Annotated in this window: 15 protein-coding genes; 2 read left to right on the top strand and 13 right to left on the bottom strand. The window is 48.7% G+C overall.

Annotated elements, in window-relative coordinates; all coding sequences use genetic code 11:
- Positions 1-36 precede the first annotated feature (36 nt).
- Together AB4124_RS29465 and AB4124_RS29470 are read left to right on the top strand one after the other, a co-directional pair.
- Positions 37-1,137, top strand: a complete 1,101-nt coding sequence (locus AB4124_RS29465) for an ABC transporter permease (RefSeq protein ID WP_430128197.1) — start codon at positions 37-39, stop codon at positions 1,135-1,137.
- A complete protein-coding gene (locus tag AB4124_RS29470; protein ID WP_430113287.1) occupies positions 1,137-1,835 on the top strand; it encodes an ABC transporter ATP-binding protein in 699 nt (232 codons plus the stop codon). The genes AB4124_RS29465 and AB4124_RS29470 overlap by 1 nt, the downstream gene beginning before the upstream one ends.
- A 431-nt stretch (positions 1,836-2,266) precedes the next feature.
- On the opposite strand, the gene AB4124_RS29475 is transcribed toward AB4124_RS29470, so the two are convergent.
- The 13 genes from AB4124_RS29475 to AB4124_RS29535 all read right to left on the bottom strand — a co-directional run bounded on the left by AB4124_RS29475 (position 2,267) and on the right by AB4124_RS29535 (position 16,206).
- On the bottom strand, positions 2,267-3,556 hold the full coding sequence (locus tag AB4124_RS29475; protein WP_098749584.1) for an adenylosuccinate synthase: 1,290 nt from the start codon (positions 3,554-3,556) through the stop codon (positions 2,267-2,269).
- A gap of 412 nt (positions 3,557-3,968) precedes the next feature.
- Positions 3,969-5,333, bottom strand: a complete 1,365-nt coding sequence (gene dnaB / locus AB4124_RS29480) for a replicative DNA helicase (protein WP_071219350.1) — start codon at positions 5,331-5,333, stop codon at positions 3,969-3,971.
- A gap of 1 nt (position 5,334) precedes the next feature.
- On the bottom strand, positions 5,335-5,778 hold the full coding sequence (gene rplI / locus AB4124_RS29485; RefSeq protein ID WP_071219349.1) for a 50S ribosomal protein L9: 444 nt from the start codon (positions 5,776-5,778) through the stop codon (positions 5,335-5,337).
- The gene (locus AB4124_RS29490) at positions 5,775-7,775 is read right to left on the bottom strand and encodes a DHH family phosphoesterase (RefSeq protein ID WP_076326271.1); all 2,001 of its coding nucleotides are present in this window, start codon (positions 7,773-7,775) and stop codon (positions 5,775-5,777) included. The genes rplI and AB4124_RS29490 overlap by 4 nt, the downstream gene beginning before the upstream one ends.
- Positions 7,776-7,786: 11 nt before the next feature.
- A complete protein-coding gene (locus AB4124_RS29495) occupies positions 7,787-8,704 on the bottom strand; it encodes a DUF2232 domain-containing protein (protein ID WP_441975039.1) in 918 nt (305 codons plus the stop codon).
- A gap of 5 nt (positions 8,705-8,709) precedes the next feature.
- The gene (locus AB4124_RS29500; protein WP_179090743.1) at positions 8,710-9,012 is read right to left on the bottom strand and encodes a MazG-like family protein; all 303 of its coding nucleotides are present in this window, start codon (positions 9,010-9,012) and stop codon (positions 8,710-8,712) included.
- Between the two features lie 261 nt (positions 9,013-9,273).
- Entirely contained in the window at positions 9,274-9,708 is a 435-nt protein-coding gene (locus AB4124_RS29505; protein WP_076326274.1) for a CBS domain-containing protein, read from the bottom strand.
- A 224-nt stretch (positions 9,709-9,932) separates the two neighbouring features.
- Entirely contained in the window at positions 9,933-10,919 is a 987-nt protein-coding gene (locus tag AB4124_RS29510) for an LCP family protein (RefSeq protein WP_076326275.1), read from the bottom strand.
- A 242-nt stretch (positions 10,920-11,161) separates the two neighbouring features.
- Positions 11,162-12,133, bottom strand: a complete 972-nt coding sequence (locus tag AB4124_RS29515; protein WP_098749588.1) for a D-alanyl-D-alanine carboxypeptidase family protein — start codon at positions 12,131-12,133, stop codon at positions 11,162-11,164.
- Between the two features lie 223 nt (positions 12,134-12,356).
- Complete coding sequence (locus tag AB4124_RS29520; protein WP_430113284.1) at positions 12,357-13,322, bottom strand: ABC transporter ATP-binding protein; 966 nt, start codon at positions 13,320-13,322, stop codon at positions 12,357-12,359.
- Positions 13,322-14,296, bottom strand: a complete 975-nt coding sequence (locus tag AB4124_RS29525; RefSeq protein WP_430177931.1) for an ABC transporter ATP-binding protein — start codon at positions 14,294-14,296, stop codon at positions 13,322-13,324. The genes AB4124_RS29520 and AB4124_RS29525 overlap by 1 nt, the downstream gene beginning before the upstream one ends.
- Before the next feature lie 11 nt (positions 14,297-14,307).
- A complete protein-coding gene (gene opp4C / locus AB4124_RS29530) occupies positions 14,308-15,231 on the bottom strand; it encodes an oligopeptide ABC transporter permease (RefSeq protein ID WP_430113282.1) in 924 nt (307 codons plus the stop codon).
- 12 nt (positions 15,232-15,243) lie between these two features.
- Positions 15,244-16,206: an ABC transporter permease gene (locus AB4124_RS29535; protein ID WP_430113281.1), complete on the bottom strand. Its 963-nt coding sequence runs from the start codon at positions 16,204-16,206 to the stop codon at positions 15,244-15,246.
- Positions 16,207-16,263 lie beyond the last annotated feature (57 nt).

Here is a 16,263-nt window from a genome sequence, read left to right on the forward strand (position 1 = left end):
GCGCTACTCAATTACAGGAATGGAGATGAGAAACACATGTTTCTTGCACTGCGTGAACTTCGACATGCGAAGCTGCGCTATCTGCTGATTGGTTTCATTATGGTACTGATTGCCTGGCTCGTCCTGTTCGTGACGGGATTGGCTCAAGGGCTCTCCTCCGATAACGCCTCTTCCATACAAAATATGAAGGCCGACTATTTGGTGCTTCAGGAAGAGTCCGATCATCGGATCAATCGTTCCATTCTTACCGAAGAACTCTGGAACGAAGTACAGCGACACCCTGGTGGAAACGATGCCACGCCGCTAGGGGTGCACATGAACACGTTGACCAAGGAAGGCTCCACGGCCAAATTCGACGCGGCTTTTTTTGCCATCGATGTGGAGAGCATGTTGGCCCCCAAAGTTGTTGAAGGCACCATGATTAGCAATACGGATACAGACCATGTGATGGCCGACAGATCCCTGAAGGACGACGGGTACCGGCTGGGTGACCGGATCGTAGATCAGGCTACAGGCGCCGCTTTTACGATTGCGGCGTTTACGGAAGGTCAATCCTTCAGTCATGCCCCGGTCATTCATATAAATTTTGAGGAATGGAAGGCTCTTCTTCCAAGTAGTGCGAAGCAAGTACCCATCTATAGTGCGGTCGCTTTAAATGGCAGTCCGGAGCAGATAGAAGCCTTGGCCCGGGAGGTATCCGGCATTGAGATCATGACGAAAGACGAAGCGCTGCAGGGCATCCCCGGATTTAAGGAGGAGCAAGGCTCTCTTATCATGATGATTGTATTCTTGTTTGTGATCGCGGCTTTTGTCCTGGCTGTGTTCTTTTACGTCATCACGATTCAGAAAATGAATCAGTTCGGCGTCCTGAAGGCCATTGGAGCTGGAACCGGCTATCTGGTGAGGAATCTCATTTTTCAAGTCCTGACCCTTACCATCGTCAGTCTTGCGATCAGCATTGGCCTGACTTATGGAGTATCGCTCCTACTGTCCGGCATCGTACCGTTTTCATTACCCCCTTCGGTCGTCCTGCTCTGTTCGTTGCTATTCCTCGCGGTATCCCTGATGGGATCGCTATTGTCGTTGTATCGCGTCATCAAGATCGATGCCATCGAAGCTATCGGGAGGGCTGCATAATGAAATCATCCAAACTGTTATTGGATCAGGTGAGCAAACAATTCGGCGATGGGGATACCACAGTTAACGTACTTAACAACATATCACTGGACATCAAAAGCGGGGAATTTGTCGCGGTTGTTGGGCCTTCCGGCTCCGGCAAAAGTACCTTTCTCTCCATTGCAGGGGCACTGCTATCCCCTACCCAGGGACGAATATGGATGGGCGATCAGGAGGTTACAAGGCTATCTGCAAAAAAATTGAATCAGCTGCGGCTGAACCATATCGGATTTGTCTTTCAATCCTCCAATCTGATTCCTTATCTAACTGTTCGCGATCATCTCCTCCTGATTGCCAAGCTGGCAGGACAGCACGGCCAGGAGCCGCAGCAGCGGGCGGATGAGCTGCTTCATCGGCTGGGTTTATCGCACCGTAAGTTTCATTACCCTGAGAGCTTATCCGGCGGCGAACGGCAGCGCGTTGCCATTGCCCGGGCATGGATGAACAATCCGGAGCTCATTCTTGCAGACGAGCCGACTGCAAGCCTGGATTCGGAGCGCGGTCGAACCGTTGTTCAGATGCTCGCCGATGAGGTCAAGTTGCGCCAGAAAGCCGCCGTCATGGTCACGCATGACAAGCGCATGCTCGATCTATGTGACCGAATCGTCTATATCGAGGACGGCAAGTTAACCGAACAGCGACCGCCCACTCTGCTATAGTATGAAAAAACCGGATTCATCCCTAGTAACCTAGTAGATGAATCCGGTTTTTATTATGCTGGATCGTGTACCTTGTCCAGCTCTCAAGAAGGCCATACGCCTCATTGAATTCGTATGGCTTCTGTCCCCCCTACATTGTTCTGACTGCATATACCCGCTGCCTTTAGCCCCAATTCCAAATTATCAGCGTGCTGTCCTCTATGTCTCTCTCCATTATAGGGTGGATGGACAACCGACTAAGGGATAATATTATTCAAATGAAGGGACAAATTCTTCCACATTTTGGGTATCAATGTTATCTCGAGGTGTTTCTTGATTTCACTTCATTGCCCAAAAGAAAAACCCGCCGACAATATCATCGGCAGGTTCATGGACCTATCTTATTGTTGAAATTGAACTTCTAGTCTCTCTATTCTTGGTCCAAAGCGAGATTATTTCTCGTAAATCGGAAGCACTTGATTCGTCTGCTCCCGGTTGCGGCCAACGGAGAAGATGGCAATCGGAATGCCGGTCAGCTCGGATACGCGCTCGACATAGCGACGGGTGTTCTCCGGCAGATCCTCCAGCGTTTTTGCTCCGGTAATGTCTTCGTTCCAGCCTGGCAGCTCTTCATAGATTGCTTCGCATTCAGCAAGCATTTTCAGGCTTGCTGGATAGTGTGTGATTTCTTCACCGCGGAATTTATATGCCGTACAGATCTTAACGGTCTCAAGACCACTCAGCACATCAAGCGAGTTCAGGGACAAGCCGGTAATTCCGCTCACACGGCGAGCATGGCGTACAACTACGCTATCGAACCAGCCTACGCGGCGAGCACGTCCGGTCACCGTGCCGTATTCATGTCCTTTTTCACGAATGTACTCACCGATCTCATTGTCCAGCTCCGTTGGGAAAGGTCCATCCCCTACACGCGTCGTATAGGATTTAGCCACACCGATCACCTGTTGAATCTTCGATGGCCCTACACCGGAGCCGATACATACACCGCCGGCAGAAGGATTCGAAGACGTAACGAACGGGTACGTGCCTTGGTCGATGTCCAGCATAACGCCTTGCGCGCCTTCGAACAATACTTTTTGATTCGCATCGATTGCATCATTCAGGATGACGGAAGTATCACGCACATATTTACGAATGATTTCGGCGTATTCCAGGTATTGCGTCAGAATCTCTTCGACATTGAGTTCTTCCCCGCCATACACCTGGGTAATGACTTGATTCTTCTCCTTCACCAGATGGCGAAGCTTCAGCTCGAACTCTTCCGCATCCATCAAATCTGCGATCCGGATACCGTTACGTGCCGCTTTATCCATGTAGCAAGGGCCGATTCCCTTGCGGGTCGTACCGATTTTGTTCGGACCTTTGCGGTCCTCTTCCAGAGCATCCAATACCATATGATAAGGCATGATAACATGAGCACGATCACTGATTACCAGATTATCCGTGCTGAACCCGTTATCATGAATATAATTAATCTCTTCAATAAGTGCAGCCGGGTTAACGACCATACCGTTTCCGATCACACAGGTTTTATCTTTATAGAATACTCCGGATGGAATCAAGCTAAGCTTGAATTTTTTACCGTCAATCAGAATGGTGTGGCCGGCATTGTTGCCGCCTTGGTAACGGGCTACCACGTCAGCGCTTTCCGCCAAATAATCCGTGATTTTCCCTTTCCCTTCATCTCCCCATTGTGTTCCCACAACGACTACCGTTGACATATTCATTCCTCCGCCCGGGCTGTTACACCCTTAATATTTCACGTAACACTGATGAAATAACCTCTACATGATGAGTAAAATTCAACCTCACTGCACTAAAGCAGCAATACCAGTGTAACAGTCCCCATTTTTAAAGTCAAATACAAAAACGAACAATCGCACATCAGTGTGTACGATTGTTCGGAATTAGGACGAGATTATACAATGATTGCCGCATTATTCGGGGAACCGCCATAAGAAAAACGACTGTCAACGTACTTTCTCTGAAGACAGACCGCGGTTAGAGGAAGTTTTTCTTGCGATATCAGGAAGGCCCAAGCTTCGAAGTTTATACTTGATATCTTAAGAAATGCCCCTAACTTACAGCCAGCGGCAAGTATCTGTCTGGCTAGACCAAGGTTGAATACCGCCGTTATCCGGCGGCGAAGGCATCGGCATGGGTTCGCTCGTAATTGACGAATTTATTAAAGTTCTTCAGGAAGACCAGTTCCACCGTGCCTACAGGACCATTACGCTGTTTGGCAATGATGATCTCGATGATGTTCTTCTTCTCCGTCTCCTGATTGTAATAATCATCCCGGTACAAGAACGCAACGATATCGGCATCCTGCTCAATCGAACCGGATTCCCGAAGGTCACTCATCATCGGACGCTTATCCTGACGCTGCTCCACTCCCCGGCTGAGCTGTGACAGCGCAATAACCGGCACTTCGAGCTCACGGGCGATTTGTTTAAGCGTACGTGAGATCTCGGATACCTCCTGCTGCCGGTTCTCCCCCGCCTTGCCGCGTCCATGAATGAGTTGGAGGTAATCGATCAGGATCATGCCGAGCCCCTTCTCCTTCTTCAGACGGCGGCACTTCGCACGTATATCGGCAACCGTAACGCCCGGTGTATCATCAATGTAGATCTCGGCTTCCGACAGAGCTGCAATGCCCATCGTGAGTTTGGACCAATCCTCATCACCCTTGAAATCACCGTTACGCATGACCCCGGCGTCCAGGTTAGCCTCCGCACAGATCATACGCTGTACGAGCTGCGGCGCTGACATCTCCAGACTGAAGATCGCTACGGTTTCCTTGGCACGAATCGCCACATTCTGGGCGATATTCAAGGCAAATGCGGTTTTACCTACGGAAGGACGGGCAGCTACGATGATCAAGTCGTTGCGCTGGAATCCGCTTGTCATTTTGTCCAAGTCCACGAAGCCGGATGGAATTCCCGTTGTATTTCCCCGGTTCTGATGGAGAACCTCCACCTTCTCGAATACTTCCATCAGCACATCGCGGATCGCAATAAACCCGCTGCCTGTGCGTCGATTGGAGATCTCGAGAATGCGGCGCTCCGCCTCGCTGAGCATACCGGATACGTCTTCCCCTCCGGTATATCCTTCACTGACAATCTGTGTTGCGGTTCGAATCAACCGCCGCAGCATCGATTTCTCTTCGATGATCTGGGCGTAATAATCCACGTTTGCAGCCGTCGGAACCGCATGTGCCAGCTTAGCTAAATAGCTGACGCCTCCGACCTCTTCCAGCTGCCCTTTATCTTGCAGGAGAGATGTAAGGGTCACCAGATCGATCGGTTGATTGCCTTCCCCGAGCTGCACCATAACTTCATAGATCATCTGATGCGTTTTGTCGTAGAAGTCCTCGGCCTGCACCCGCTCCATCGCTGTAATCAGCGCTTCACTTTGCAGCAGAATGGCACCCAGCACCGCCTGCTCTGCCTCAAGGTTCTGCGGGGGGACCCGATCGAAATAGAGTTCTCCTCCCATACTACTCCTCCGTAATTTGAACCTTGAGCGTCGCCTTGACGTCAGGGTGCAGCTTCACCGGAATCTGGGTAACACCCAGACTGCGGATCGGATCGCTAAGTTCAATTTTGCGTTTGTCGATTTTGATCTTCTGTCCTGCCAGAGCTTCAGCAATTTGTTTGCTGGTAATGGCACCGAACAAACGGCCGCCCTCTCCAGCTTTAGCTTTCAGGACAACCGTCATCTCTTCCAGCTTCTTGCCGAGCGCCTGCGCCTCTTCCTTCTCCTGGGCTTTGCGCTTCTCCTCGGAAGCCTGCTGCTGCTCCAGCGTCTTCATGTTGCCGTCGGTTGCCGGACGAGCGACTCCCCGCGGAATCAGGAAGTTTGTTGCGTACCCTTCCGAAACTTCCTTCACTTCACCTTTCTTGCCTTGACCCTTCATATCTTTTATGAAAATGACTTTCATTCAAATAACCCCTCTTTCGCTTCGATGTCCTTCAGTACCTCCATCAACTTCTCCTCAGCTTTCTCAGGCGTCGTATCCAGTTGTACTGCGGCGTTCGTTAAATGTCCGCCTCCCCCGAGACGTTCCATAATCATCTGAACATTCATCTTGCCCATGGAGCGGGCGCTAATGCCAATCTTGCCGTCTGTGCGTTCGCTAATGACAAATGATGCCTGCACATCCGTCATATTCAGCAGCATATCCGCTACTTGAGCGATCAGCAGCTGCGGCATAGGCTCCCCACTCGTCGATACCGCAATGGCGATATGGTCATATACCATTTTAGCATGTTTCACGATTTCTGCCTTCGCTATAAATTCTGTCAGATCTTCCTTGAGCACCCGCTGAATCATCATCGTATCAGCTCCGTGACGCCGCAGGAAACCGGCAGCTTCGAACGTTCTCGATCCCGTATGGAGGGCAAAATGCTTGGTATCCACTGTGATCCCCGCCAATAAGGCTGTCGCCTCAACCGGAGTAAGGGATACCCGCTCGTGAATATATTGCAGCACCTCGGTAACCAGCTCACAGGTCGAGGAGGCATACGGTTCAAGATAGATCAGCACTGCGTCATTAATAAACTCTTCTCCGCGCCGGTGATGGTCCATCACCACAACCCGGCTTGCGCGATGAACCAGCCGCGGCTCCATCGTCATGGAGGCTTTATGCGTATCAACCACAACGAGCAATGTATGCTCTGTCATCATCTGCATCGCTTGTTCGGTGGAGACGAATCGGTTCATCAAGGCCTCGTCCTTGCGGACCTCTTCCATAAGCCTCGAAATCGACGGATTCATTCCCTCCATCACGATATAAGCCTCCACTTTATACATCTGGGCTGCTTTCAGTATGCCGATTGCAGCGCCGACCACGTCCATATCCGGCAGCTTATGGCCCATGATGATCACTTTGTCGCTCTCCTGCATCAAATCACGCAGCGCATGGGAGATGACACGTGCCCTTACGCGCGTCCGTTTCTCCACTGCATTGGATTTACCGCCATAGAAGGAAAGCCTTTGACCCGCTTTGACGGCAGCTTGATCTCCGCCGCGGCCCAGCGCCATATCCAAACTGGATTGTGCCAGCTGCCCCAGCTCCGTAATGTCCTCTGAACCGAAGGCAAGGCCAACGCTTAGCGTCAGCGGTACCTTCAGATCGGCGGTCATCTCCCGGACTTCATCCAAGATGAGAAAACGGCTGTTCTCCAGCGCATCCAGCGACCGGTGGTTGAGCATCATCAAATAGCGGTCCGAGGAAAGTCTCCGCAAATAGACGTTAAATTCACGCGCCCAATCGGTGATCTCACTGGTTACCTTCGCAATCAATGCCGTACGCTGTTGATCATCCATCCCCTGCGAGGCCTCATCGATGTTATCCATCATGATAATGCCCAAAGCCAATCGCTCATCCTCATACCGCTGCCTTAGCACGGCCAGCTCGGTAATCTCATCCAGATAAATGAGTCGCTCATCCGGAATGACGGTTGCTCCATAGAACTTATCCTCGTGGGAGATCTCCAGACGAATTTCTTTCGGCAGCTTCTCCTTGTTATCCTTCTTCTCTTGGGCTTCCTTCATCGCGTTAACCAGCTGAGGAAACAACTCCTGCAAGGATACCCCGACCAACGATTGATGCGGAAACATATTGACTACGAATTGGTTATGCCACTCCACAGTCTTGTCTTCGCTGTACAGCACAATGCCAAATGGCAGTACGCTTACCGCTTCGCCCTCGACCCGCTGAATCCGAAATGACAGATCCCCAATATAATCCACCAGCTCGCGGCGGAATTGCATCTCCGTCTTCAGCATCGCATAGCCGCCTACCACCGCAAGCAGCAATCCGACCAGCCCCAGAATGGTATTGTAGAACGACAGAAAAATAACAAGCAGAAGCACCAGCGCAAACGCCCAGACGGTATGATAGCCGTGCCAGCGCTTCTGCAGAAATTTAGGCATGACTCATCACCCTATCTTTTGGTTTTACTAAACGCCTGACGAAGTGGGAACGCCAAGTCCAGGATTCCGATAATCATAGCCGGCGGGAACAGCACAATCGGTATAGCCGTCAAAAGCGGTACAATCGGATGCCACTTCCGTTCGTGAGCGAGATAGTAGAAGAACCCCAGCGCTTGAATCATGAAGCAGATCTGCAGCAAAGGTGTAGCGTTAGCCACAATCATCTTCATGAAGGTATTGTCCGAATCGACGGTTGCTATGTTGATGAAGAAAATGAGCAAGTAGTACCAGATCAGGGAACGCGGCAGCATCCATTCTCTAGCCGGCTTCAGCCGCGGCACGGACAAGCCCATGCTGCCCAGCGTAGGACGAGCCAAAGCATGGGTTACCACCGTCATGAGGAACGAGCTGATAATCATCGCAAAAGGAACCAAGCGCATCGTTTGATCTTTAATGAACTGTGTATCGAGTTCTGTGCCAAGGAACTGTCCGCCTAGGCCGCCTTCTACACCCATCTCAGTGAGCGGAGCGGTCGTCATCTTCACAATCTCATCCACGTACTCCGACAGATTTAATTGGAAGAAGGCCGTGCTGATCATGAGCAGAATGAGCATTTCCACCAGCATGACAGCCATGCCATACTTCAATACCTGCATGGCAGCCTTCCGCTTCCGGTACAAATACCCCATGACGATCCCCGGAATGGCAAAATAGATCGCGAATAACACATATATGGGATGAATCAGAAGCGCGATCAGCCACACGGGCACCACATGCATGATAAATGATTTTGTATTCAAAGCCGTAAACAGAATCGCAACCGGCAGAACTAACAAGAAAGCCGTTACGATCGAAAAGGGTGTGAGTAGTGATAGCAGCAGAAACAAATAAATAACGCTCCATACCGCCGTAGTCCAGCGCAGTTTCAATATGTTCACCTCTTACGTAAATGTTCTTCGAGCGCGGAAATATCCTGGTACCAATCTTCCAGTTGATGTCCTTCCTGCTTATGCTTTTTCAATTTCTCTAACAAGAGATCGTCCAAATCCCGATAGGTCAAGCCGAGCCTTCGGCCCAGTATGTATGAGCTCATCATCAGGCTTGCCAAACTGTCTCCAACCTTTGTAGTGCTGCCTTCCCATAGAGCTTTGAATAACCGGGATACATTGTCAATTACTTCGGTTTTGAGCCATTCAATCACTTTGGCGCGTTTAGCTACATCCAAGTCCTTCGGCATATTTGGCATATCCATCTCTCCCTGAAAACAGCTTTATTCTCCATTATAGCATAAAAAAAAGCCGCCCACACAAAGGCCCATGCACCCTGTCCATCCTTAGAACCAGTGGATAGAGATAACCTACCTTCTCTTTGTACTCCAATCGGGCCACGGTTATTCCTCCCCGCTCTTTCACTGCTGCCTCGCTTCTATAAAAATAGGACGTGTTACCCACATTGTCATCGTGGTCCCACGCCCTTGTTTATTCACAAATCTACTTGATTATGATGCCCCGTGGGACTCCATCGTCTCCTTGGAGACAAACCGTTCACAATACTCAATGATAAGGCTTCTGCGTACAATGCCGATAAAGCGGTTCATATCGTCCACCACAGGCACAAAGTTCTGCACCTTGGCCAGATTAATCAGATCCTCCATCCGGGCGTCAATCGACACCGGTTTAATATCCATACGAAAAGGAACATCCTTCAATAAAAATTTCGAAGCATTCTCAAAGGTGATTTTGCCATCCGAATTTTTCATATGCCACAACAGATCACCTTCCGTTACAGTCCCTGCGTACTGTCCGTTCTTATCCAGTACGGGCACAGCCGTGTATCGGTGAAACTCCATCCGTTCCAGCGTCTGCCTGAGCGTAGAATCCAGTGTTAAACAGATCACTTCCTGCTTCGGTAATAGAAAAAAAGCGATATTCATAATGCATTATCCTCCTTATGACTCCAACTTCTGAAGTCATGTTAAGTAACCTTCCTGATTTAAAGCCTAGGTATGCAGGTTACTCCTTCCCCTATCCATACTCATACATACGTTAACTTCGTCGTTCTGATTCCTTGTATAGGGCACAAAATCAGCAGCCATCCGACTGCTGATTGAGATGAAGCAACGTACTATGACATTCATCCGGGTATACCGGTGTATATTTATTTCAACTTTTGCTTCTCTGCATCTTTGGGCTGCAGCAGCTGGTCAGCCGGTGTATCCGGATTCATCCAGTTGTCAATTAAATCCCGAGCTTCCTGCACATCATCCATGTCGGGCTCGTTGTAATAGACGCCGCCAATTTTCATGCCTTCCCCCATGATTGTAAAGCTGGTCATATCCACTTTGCCCCCCGTCAGCATCTGCTTCGCCAGGTCAATAATGAATTTAGGCTGCATATCGGTCTGGAAATTATCTCCCATGATCTCAATAAGTTCAGGCACCTTGCCGATCTGATCAAGCTTCATCACCCGCTTGGCCGCTACGTCCAAAAACACTTGTTGTCTCTTCGCACGATTAAAGTCGCTATCTTCCCGATATCGGACATAATTCAAAGCTTCCTCGCCGTTATAAATCGGTTTGTTAGCTTCAATTGTGAATTTCTCATGGTCTCTGCCTTTATTGACGATATCCTTGCCGATCGGCAGCTCCACGCCCCCGATGGCATCAACAACATTCTTCAAGCCCTTAAAATTAATGGAAGCATAATAATTAAGTTCTTCCTCGAAAAATGCCTCCATCGTATCTTTGGCCATTTGATGTCCGCCAAATGCAAACGCGTGGTTAATCTTGTCTTTCTTGTCCTTACCGATAATATCGACATACGTGTCCCTTGGAACCGATATTAAGAGCACTTTGGACTCCATGGGACGCACAACCGCATAGATCAACGTATCCGAACGCGCAGGTTCATCCTCCCGCTGGTCACTCCCAAGCAGCATAACGGAGAACGGTTCGCTCTGGAGTACTACAGGTTCAGGGGTCTTGTCGCTCTGGAGCGGTTTATACGATTTCTGCAATGATTCCTCTACATCTTTTGCCATAAACAGATCAAATGCTACAACCGCAAGCTGCGTTCTGAACAGAAACGCGGTGGAGCCCAGCAGTATGACCAAAGCGAGAGTAATATATATTGATTTCCTCTTCATGAGTTCGATTCCTTCTTTATTATAAAATAATTTAATGGATAAGTCAGATCGTTAAAGGCCCTTGCTTGCACCCCAAGCTACTTGGCTCACCCTCCTCTCCTTATTAAACGGGAACTCTTCCCGTTGACTCACTTCATATCAGTAGGCCAGTTTCAACACATCATCTATTGTAAACCAGATTATTGTTAAATGTGAACCCTTCACGGGCAGTTCTATAAATCTACCAAATCTTCAACGATCCGCTAAACGGGTCTCTTATCATACGTAAGAGCGGCTGTGACTCCTGAATATTGAAACCAGTCATCCAGTCGCTCTCTCCATGTTAACGTTTTAGCAAATCCGTAGTCAAACAGCTTGCGTGTCTCTTCGAATCTTGCTTCTTTAGACTCAGTACCCATGACAACAGCAACAAGCCGACTGCCTTGTTTCTCCGCGGTGCCCGTGAAGCAGTATCCTGCATTGACCGTGTACCCTGTTTTTAAGCCGTCCGTGCCTTCATAGGAATAAGGGCCTCCTACCGATGGCAGCATCCAATTGGTGTTGCTTAAATATAAATTGCGTCCACTGATCTTGGTTTGGGTCTTGCTGGAGGTGCTAAGAATATCCGGGTGGCTGCGAATCAAATGCGCTGCCAGTTTGGCCGTATCCTCTGCGGTCATCACTGTTTCTCCATCCAATGGCCAGGCTTGATCGCTACCTGTGTCTCGCTCGACTCCTGATGCGTTCACGAATCGTGTCGCGCTGGATAAACCAATCTCTTTTGCTTTGGCATTCATTTTTCGGACAAACGCTTCCTCAGAGCCCGCAAAATGCTCGGCAAGTGCTACGGCGGCATCATTCGCCGAATAAACCGTTATGCTCTGGAACAATTCGCGCACCGTCAGAATTTCACCCGATTTCAGGGCAATCTTAACTCCTCTGACGTCTGTTGCAAGATCGCTTATTTTGACTTCATCGTCCCAGGATCTGTTCCCGGTTTTGATATCATCAAGAATAACCAACTCGGTCATCAACTTGGACATGCTTGCAGGCGGTAAAGGTACATCGCCATTTTTGCTGAGCAAAATACGCCCGGTGTTTAAATCCATCAAGACAACCGCTCGCGCGTCCACCTTCGGTTTAAACCCCGCTCGTTCTATATTTCCTATGACAACCGCCCCAATCGGGACGATAATTAACAACATCATGACGAACCAAAGCCACCGTTTTCTCATAGAATTAGCCCTCCATAGTTATAGACGGTTGAAAGGCTCTTTTGGTCTGCTTTTTTTTCAGAAATTTTATTTAGAAATTTTTGTAAATGCGGTCGATTAGTCACTCGAAAATAAAAGAGAGACCCCCTTCCGTCCGCAGACGGAGGAAGTCCCCCTATGAATCTGTTTATTTTCTAATACATGTTCTAATTGCTGTCAGAAAACTTAGATGTGAAGAGTCATATTAAGCGTAGTGACAAGCAACGAAGTGATTGTTCCCCATATCGCGATACTCTGGAATCTCCTGCTTGCATAGTTCTGAAGCCAGTGGACAACGAGTATGGAACTTGCAGCCTGATGGCGGATTCGCCGGGCTCGGAATGTCGCCTTGCAATACAATCCGCTCGCGCTTCAGCGTTGGATCCGGTACCGGAACTGCCGACAACAATGCCTTCGTATAAGGGTGCAGAGGATTGCGGAACAGCTCTTCCTTGCTAGCCATTTCTACCATCGATCCCAGATACATTACCCCAATTCGGTTGCACAGATGCTCTACAACACTGAGATCATGAGAAATGAACAAGTAGGTCAACTGTTTCTCGCGCTGCAAGTCACTAAGCAAGTTGATGATTTGCGCTTGAATCGATACGTCCAGTGCAGATACCGGCTCATCCGCTACGATAAAGTCTGGATTCAGAATCAACGCGCGGGCAATCCCGATCCGTTGACGCTGTCCACCGGAGAATTCATGCGGATAACGATCATAATGATAGGCAGCAAGGCCGCAAATCTCAAGTGTTTCAATAACGCGATCCTTAAGATCCCTACGGTTAACTAAGCCATGGTCAATGAGTGCTTCGCCGATCGCTTCGCCAACCTTGATTCTTGGGTTCAGGGAACTGAATGGATCCTGGAACACGATCTGCATCTTCGGACGGAGTGCACGCATCTTCTCTTTGGATAAGGTATGGATATCTTGACCATTAAAGATAACTTTACCTTCCGTTTTCTCCAACAAACGGAGAATGGTTCGGCCAATGGTGCTTTTGCCGCAGCCGGATTCACCTACAAGCCCAAAGGATTCCCCTTTGTTGATAATAAAGCTGACTCCGTCAACTGCTCTTACATTACCCACCGTCCGCTGCAGTATGCCGCCGGTGATGGGAAAGTATTTCTTCAAACCATCAATTTCGATCAATGCTTGACTCATTACGCTTTCCCCTCCTCTTCATACAACCAGCAAGCGACCTTATGGCCGTTAGGATCCGTACCGAGCGGAGGTGTCTTCTCTCTACAAATCTGCATGCATGATTCACAGCGATCATGGAAATGACAGTTGTCTCCAAGATCTACCGGATTGGGTACCTGTCCCGGAATCGAATACAGACGTTCTTGGGTCTGGTTAATGATGGGCTTAGCTTTCAAAAGCCCCTTGGTATATGGATGCTTCGGCTGCTTGAAGAGCTCGATTACCGGAGCTTCTTCAATGACTTTTCCGGCATACATAACAACAACGTAATCAGCCATCTCAGCTACGACACCCAGGTCATGCGTAATCAGCATAATGGATGTATTCATTTTCCCTTTGATGTCGCGCATCAGATCCAAAATCTGGGCCTGGATCGTAACGTCCAGCGCAGTTGTTGGCTCATCTGCAATTAGGAGTTTAGGATTACAGCTAAGTGCAATCGCGATCATAATCCGCTGGCGCATACCACCGCTAAGCTCATGCGGATAGGAGTCGAAAATCTTCTCCGCACGCGGTATCCCTACCAGATTGATGAGTTCGATGGCACGGTTTTTGGCCTCTTTACGGTTTACGAGCTGGTGTAACACAATAGGTTCTACAATCTGCTCCCCGATCGTTAATACCGGGTTCAGTGAGGTCATTGGCTCTTGGAAGATCATGGCGATATCGTTGCCGCGAATCAAACTCATCTCGCGCTTGCTCATCTTCAGCAAGTCCTTGCCTTCATATAGAATTTCTCCTCCTACTGGAGGTGTATCGATTAAACGCATAAGAGACATGGCTGTTACGCTTTTACCACAGCCCGACTCGCCCACCACGCACAGTGTTTCACCTTCACGGATTTTGAAGCTTACATCGTCGACGGCTTTCACGGTGCCTGCGGAGGTTTGAAAATGCGTTTTTAAATTGCGGAACTCAACTAACTCTTTTGCCATATTCGCATCTCCTACTTCTTCATTTTCGGGTCAAGTGCGTCGCGAAGCCCGTCACCGATCAAGTTAATCGCAACCACGGTAACAAGAATACACATGCCTGGCGGTATCCATAACCATGGTCGCTTGCGGAAGTCGATGAGATTGTTGGCGGCAGAAATCATATTCCCCCACGATGGGGTTGGCGGAACAACCCCGACCCCTAGGAAACTCAATGCCGATTCAAACAGGATAGCCCCCGCTACACCAAGCGTTGCAGATACAATGATGATTGGAATCGTGTTAGGAAGCAGATGACGGAAGATTTTTCGACGATCTTTAAGTCCCAAGGCTTCCGTTGCTTGCATAAATTCCTGTTCACGGAGCCCCAATATTTGACCACGTACGAGACGGGAAATACTGCTCCAACCCAATATACCAATGATAAGCATCAAGAAATAGATGCGTTTGGAAGGATCTACCTTCAAATCAGATAATACCGCACCCAAGATGATGAGAATTGGGAGCGTGGGCAATGCCATAAAGATGTCGGCCATACGCATAATCAGCGTATCCACCCATTTACGGTAAAACCCTGCCAATGCTCCAAGGGTAGAACCGATAATAATGGAAATACCTGTCGCTACCAGTCCAACTGTGAGGGAAATCCTGCCTGCAAGCATCATGCGCAGGAGAATATCGCGCCCCAGTTTATCCGTTCCTAACCAATACTTCGAGCTTGGAGGCAAATTCTTATCAGCTACACTGTAATCAAATAGGGAATAAGGTGAAAAGACCGGGCCCATAAAACACAGCAAAAACATAAATACAATTATGAAAAGTCCGATGACAGCAAGACGGTTTCTGGAAAAACGGCGAATAGCCATTCTCCATGGAGAATCCGGCTGCTTCTTCGATACTGGTAGATTCGTTTTTAATGGTGCAGCCTCTGCGGACAAATGAATCTCCTCCTACTTTAAGCGAATTCTTGGGTCAGCGGCGCCATACAGGACATCAGATAACAAGTTACCTAGCAATGTCAGTACGGAAATAAATATCGTGAAGCCGAGCATAAACGGGTAGTCCCGCATATTGATCGATTCCAGATATACCTGGCCAACCCCAGGCCAAATGAATATCTTTTCCAAAATGATGGCTCCACCAAATAAGCCTGGCAACTCGAAGCCCATCAAAGTGATCGCAGGAAGCATTGCATTACGCAAAGCATGCTTGAAAATAACCGTACGTTCCTTCAATCCTTTTGCACGGGCTGTGCGGATATAATCCTGACGGATAACTTCCAGCATGCTTGTACGGAAATACCGCGTCAAGCTGCCTGTGCTTAGCATTGTAAGTACAGTCACTGGCAAGAACATATGCCATGCGATGTCAATCAGTTGCTGCCATGTGTTTCCATTCAAGCCTGAAGTTTTCATACCACCAACCGGAAACCATCCTAAATCTAAGGCAAAAATCTTGATGAGAAGGAGTCCGATAAAGAAAGAAGGCAGTGACATACACAAAAAGATAAATAAGGTTACGATCTTATCAAACAATGAATACTGAAATTTAGCCGAGAATACCCCTGCAAAGATAGCGATTATCCAGCTAAATATCAACGAAAAAATGGCAATAAAAACAGAGTTCCATACATAGTTACCCATAACGGTGGTAACCGGTTGTTTGTGCTGAAGGGAATCTCCGAGATTGCCCTTTAACATATTGCCAGCCCATGTGAAGTAACGCTCCACCGGCGGCTTATCCAAACCATAAATTTCCCGAAGCTGAGCTGCTTTCTCAGCAGTCATCGTCGGGTTATCCATTGCAGTGATATAATCACCTGGCACCATTGCTGATATTGCAAATATGAGAATCGAGATCCCGATCAATGTCGGGATAATCTGCAGCAGCCTCCGGATAATGTACTGCTTCATAATATTCCTCCCGGCTTATAAGTGGATATGCCCAGCTCTTGCGAGCTGAGCATATGT

This window comes from Paenibacillus sp. 2KB_20, from assembly GCF_052115765.1.
In the GTDB taxonomy this organism is placed as follows: domain Bacteria; phylum Bacillota; class Bacilli; order Paenibacillales; family Paenibacillaceae; genus Paenibacillus_AQ.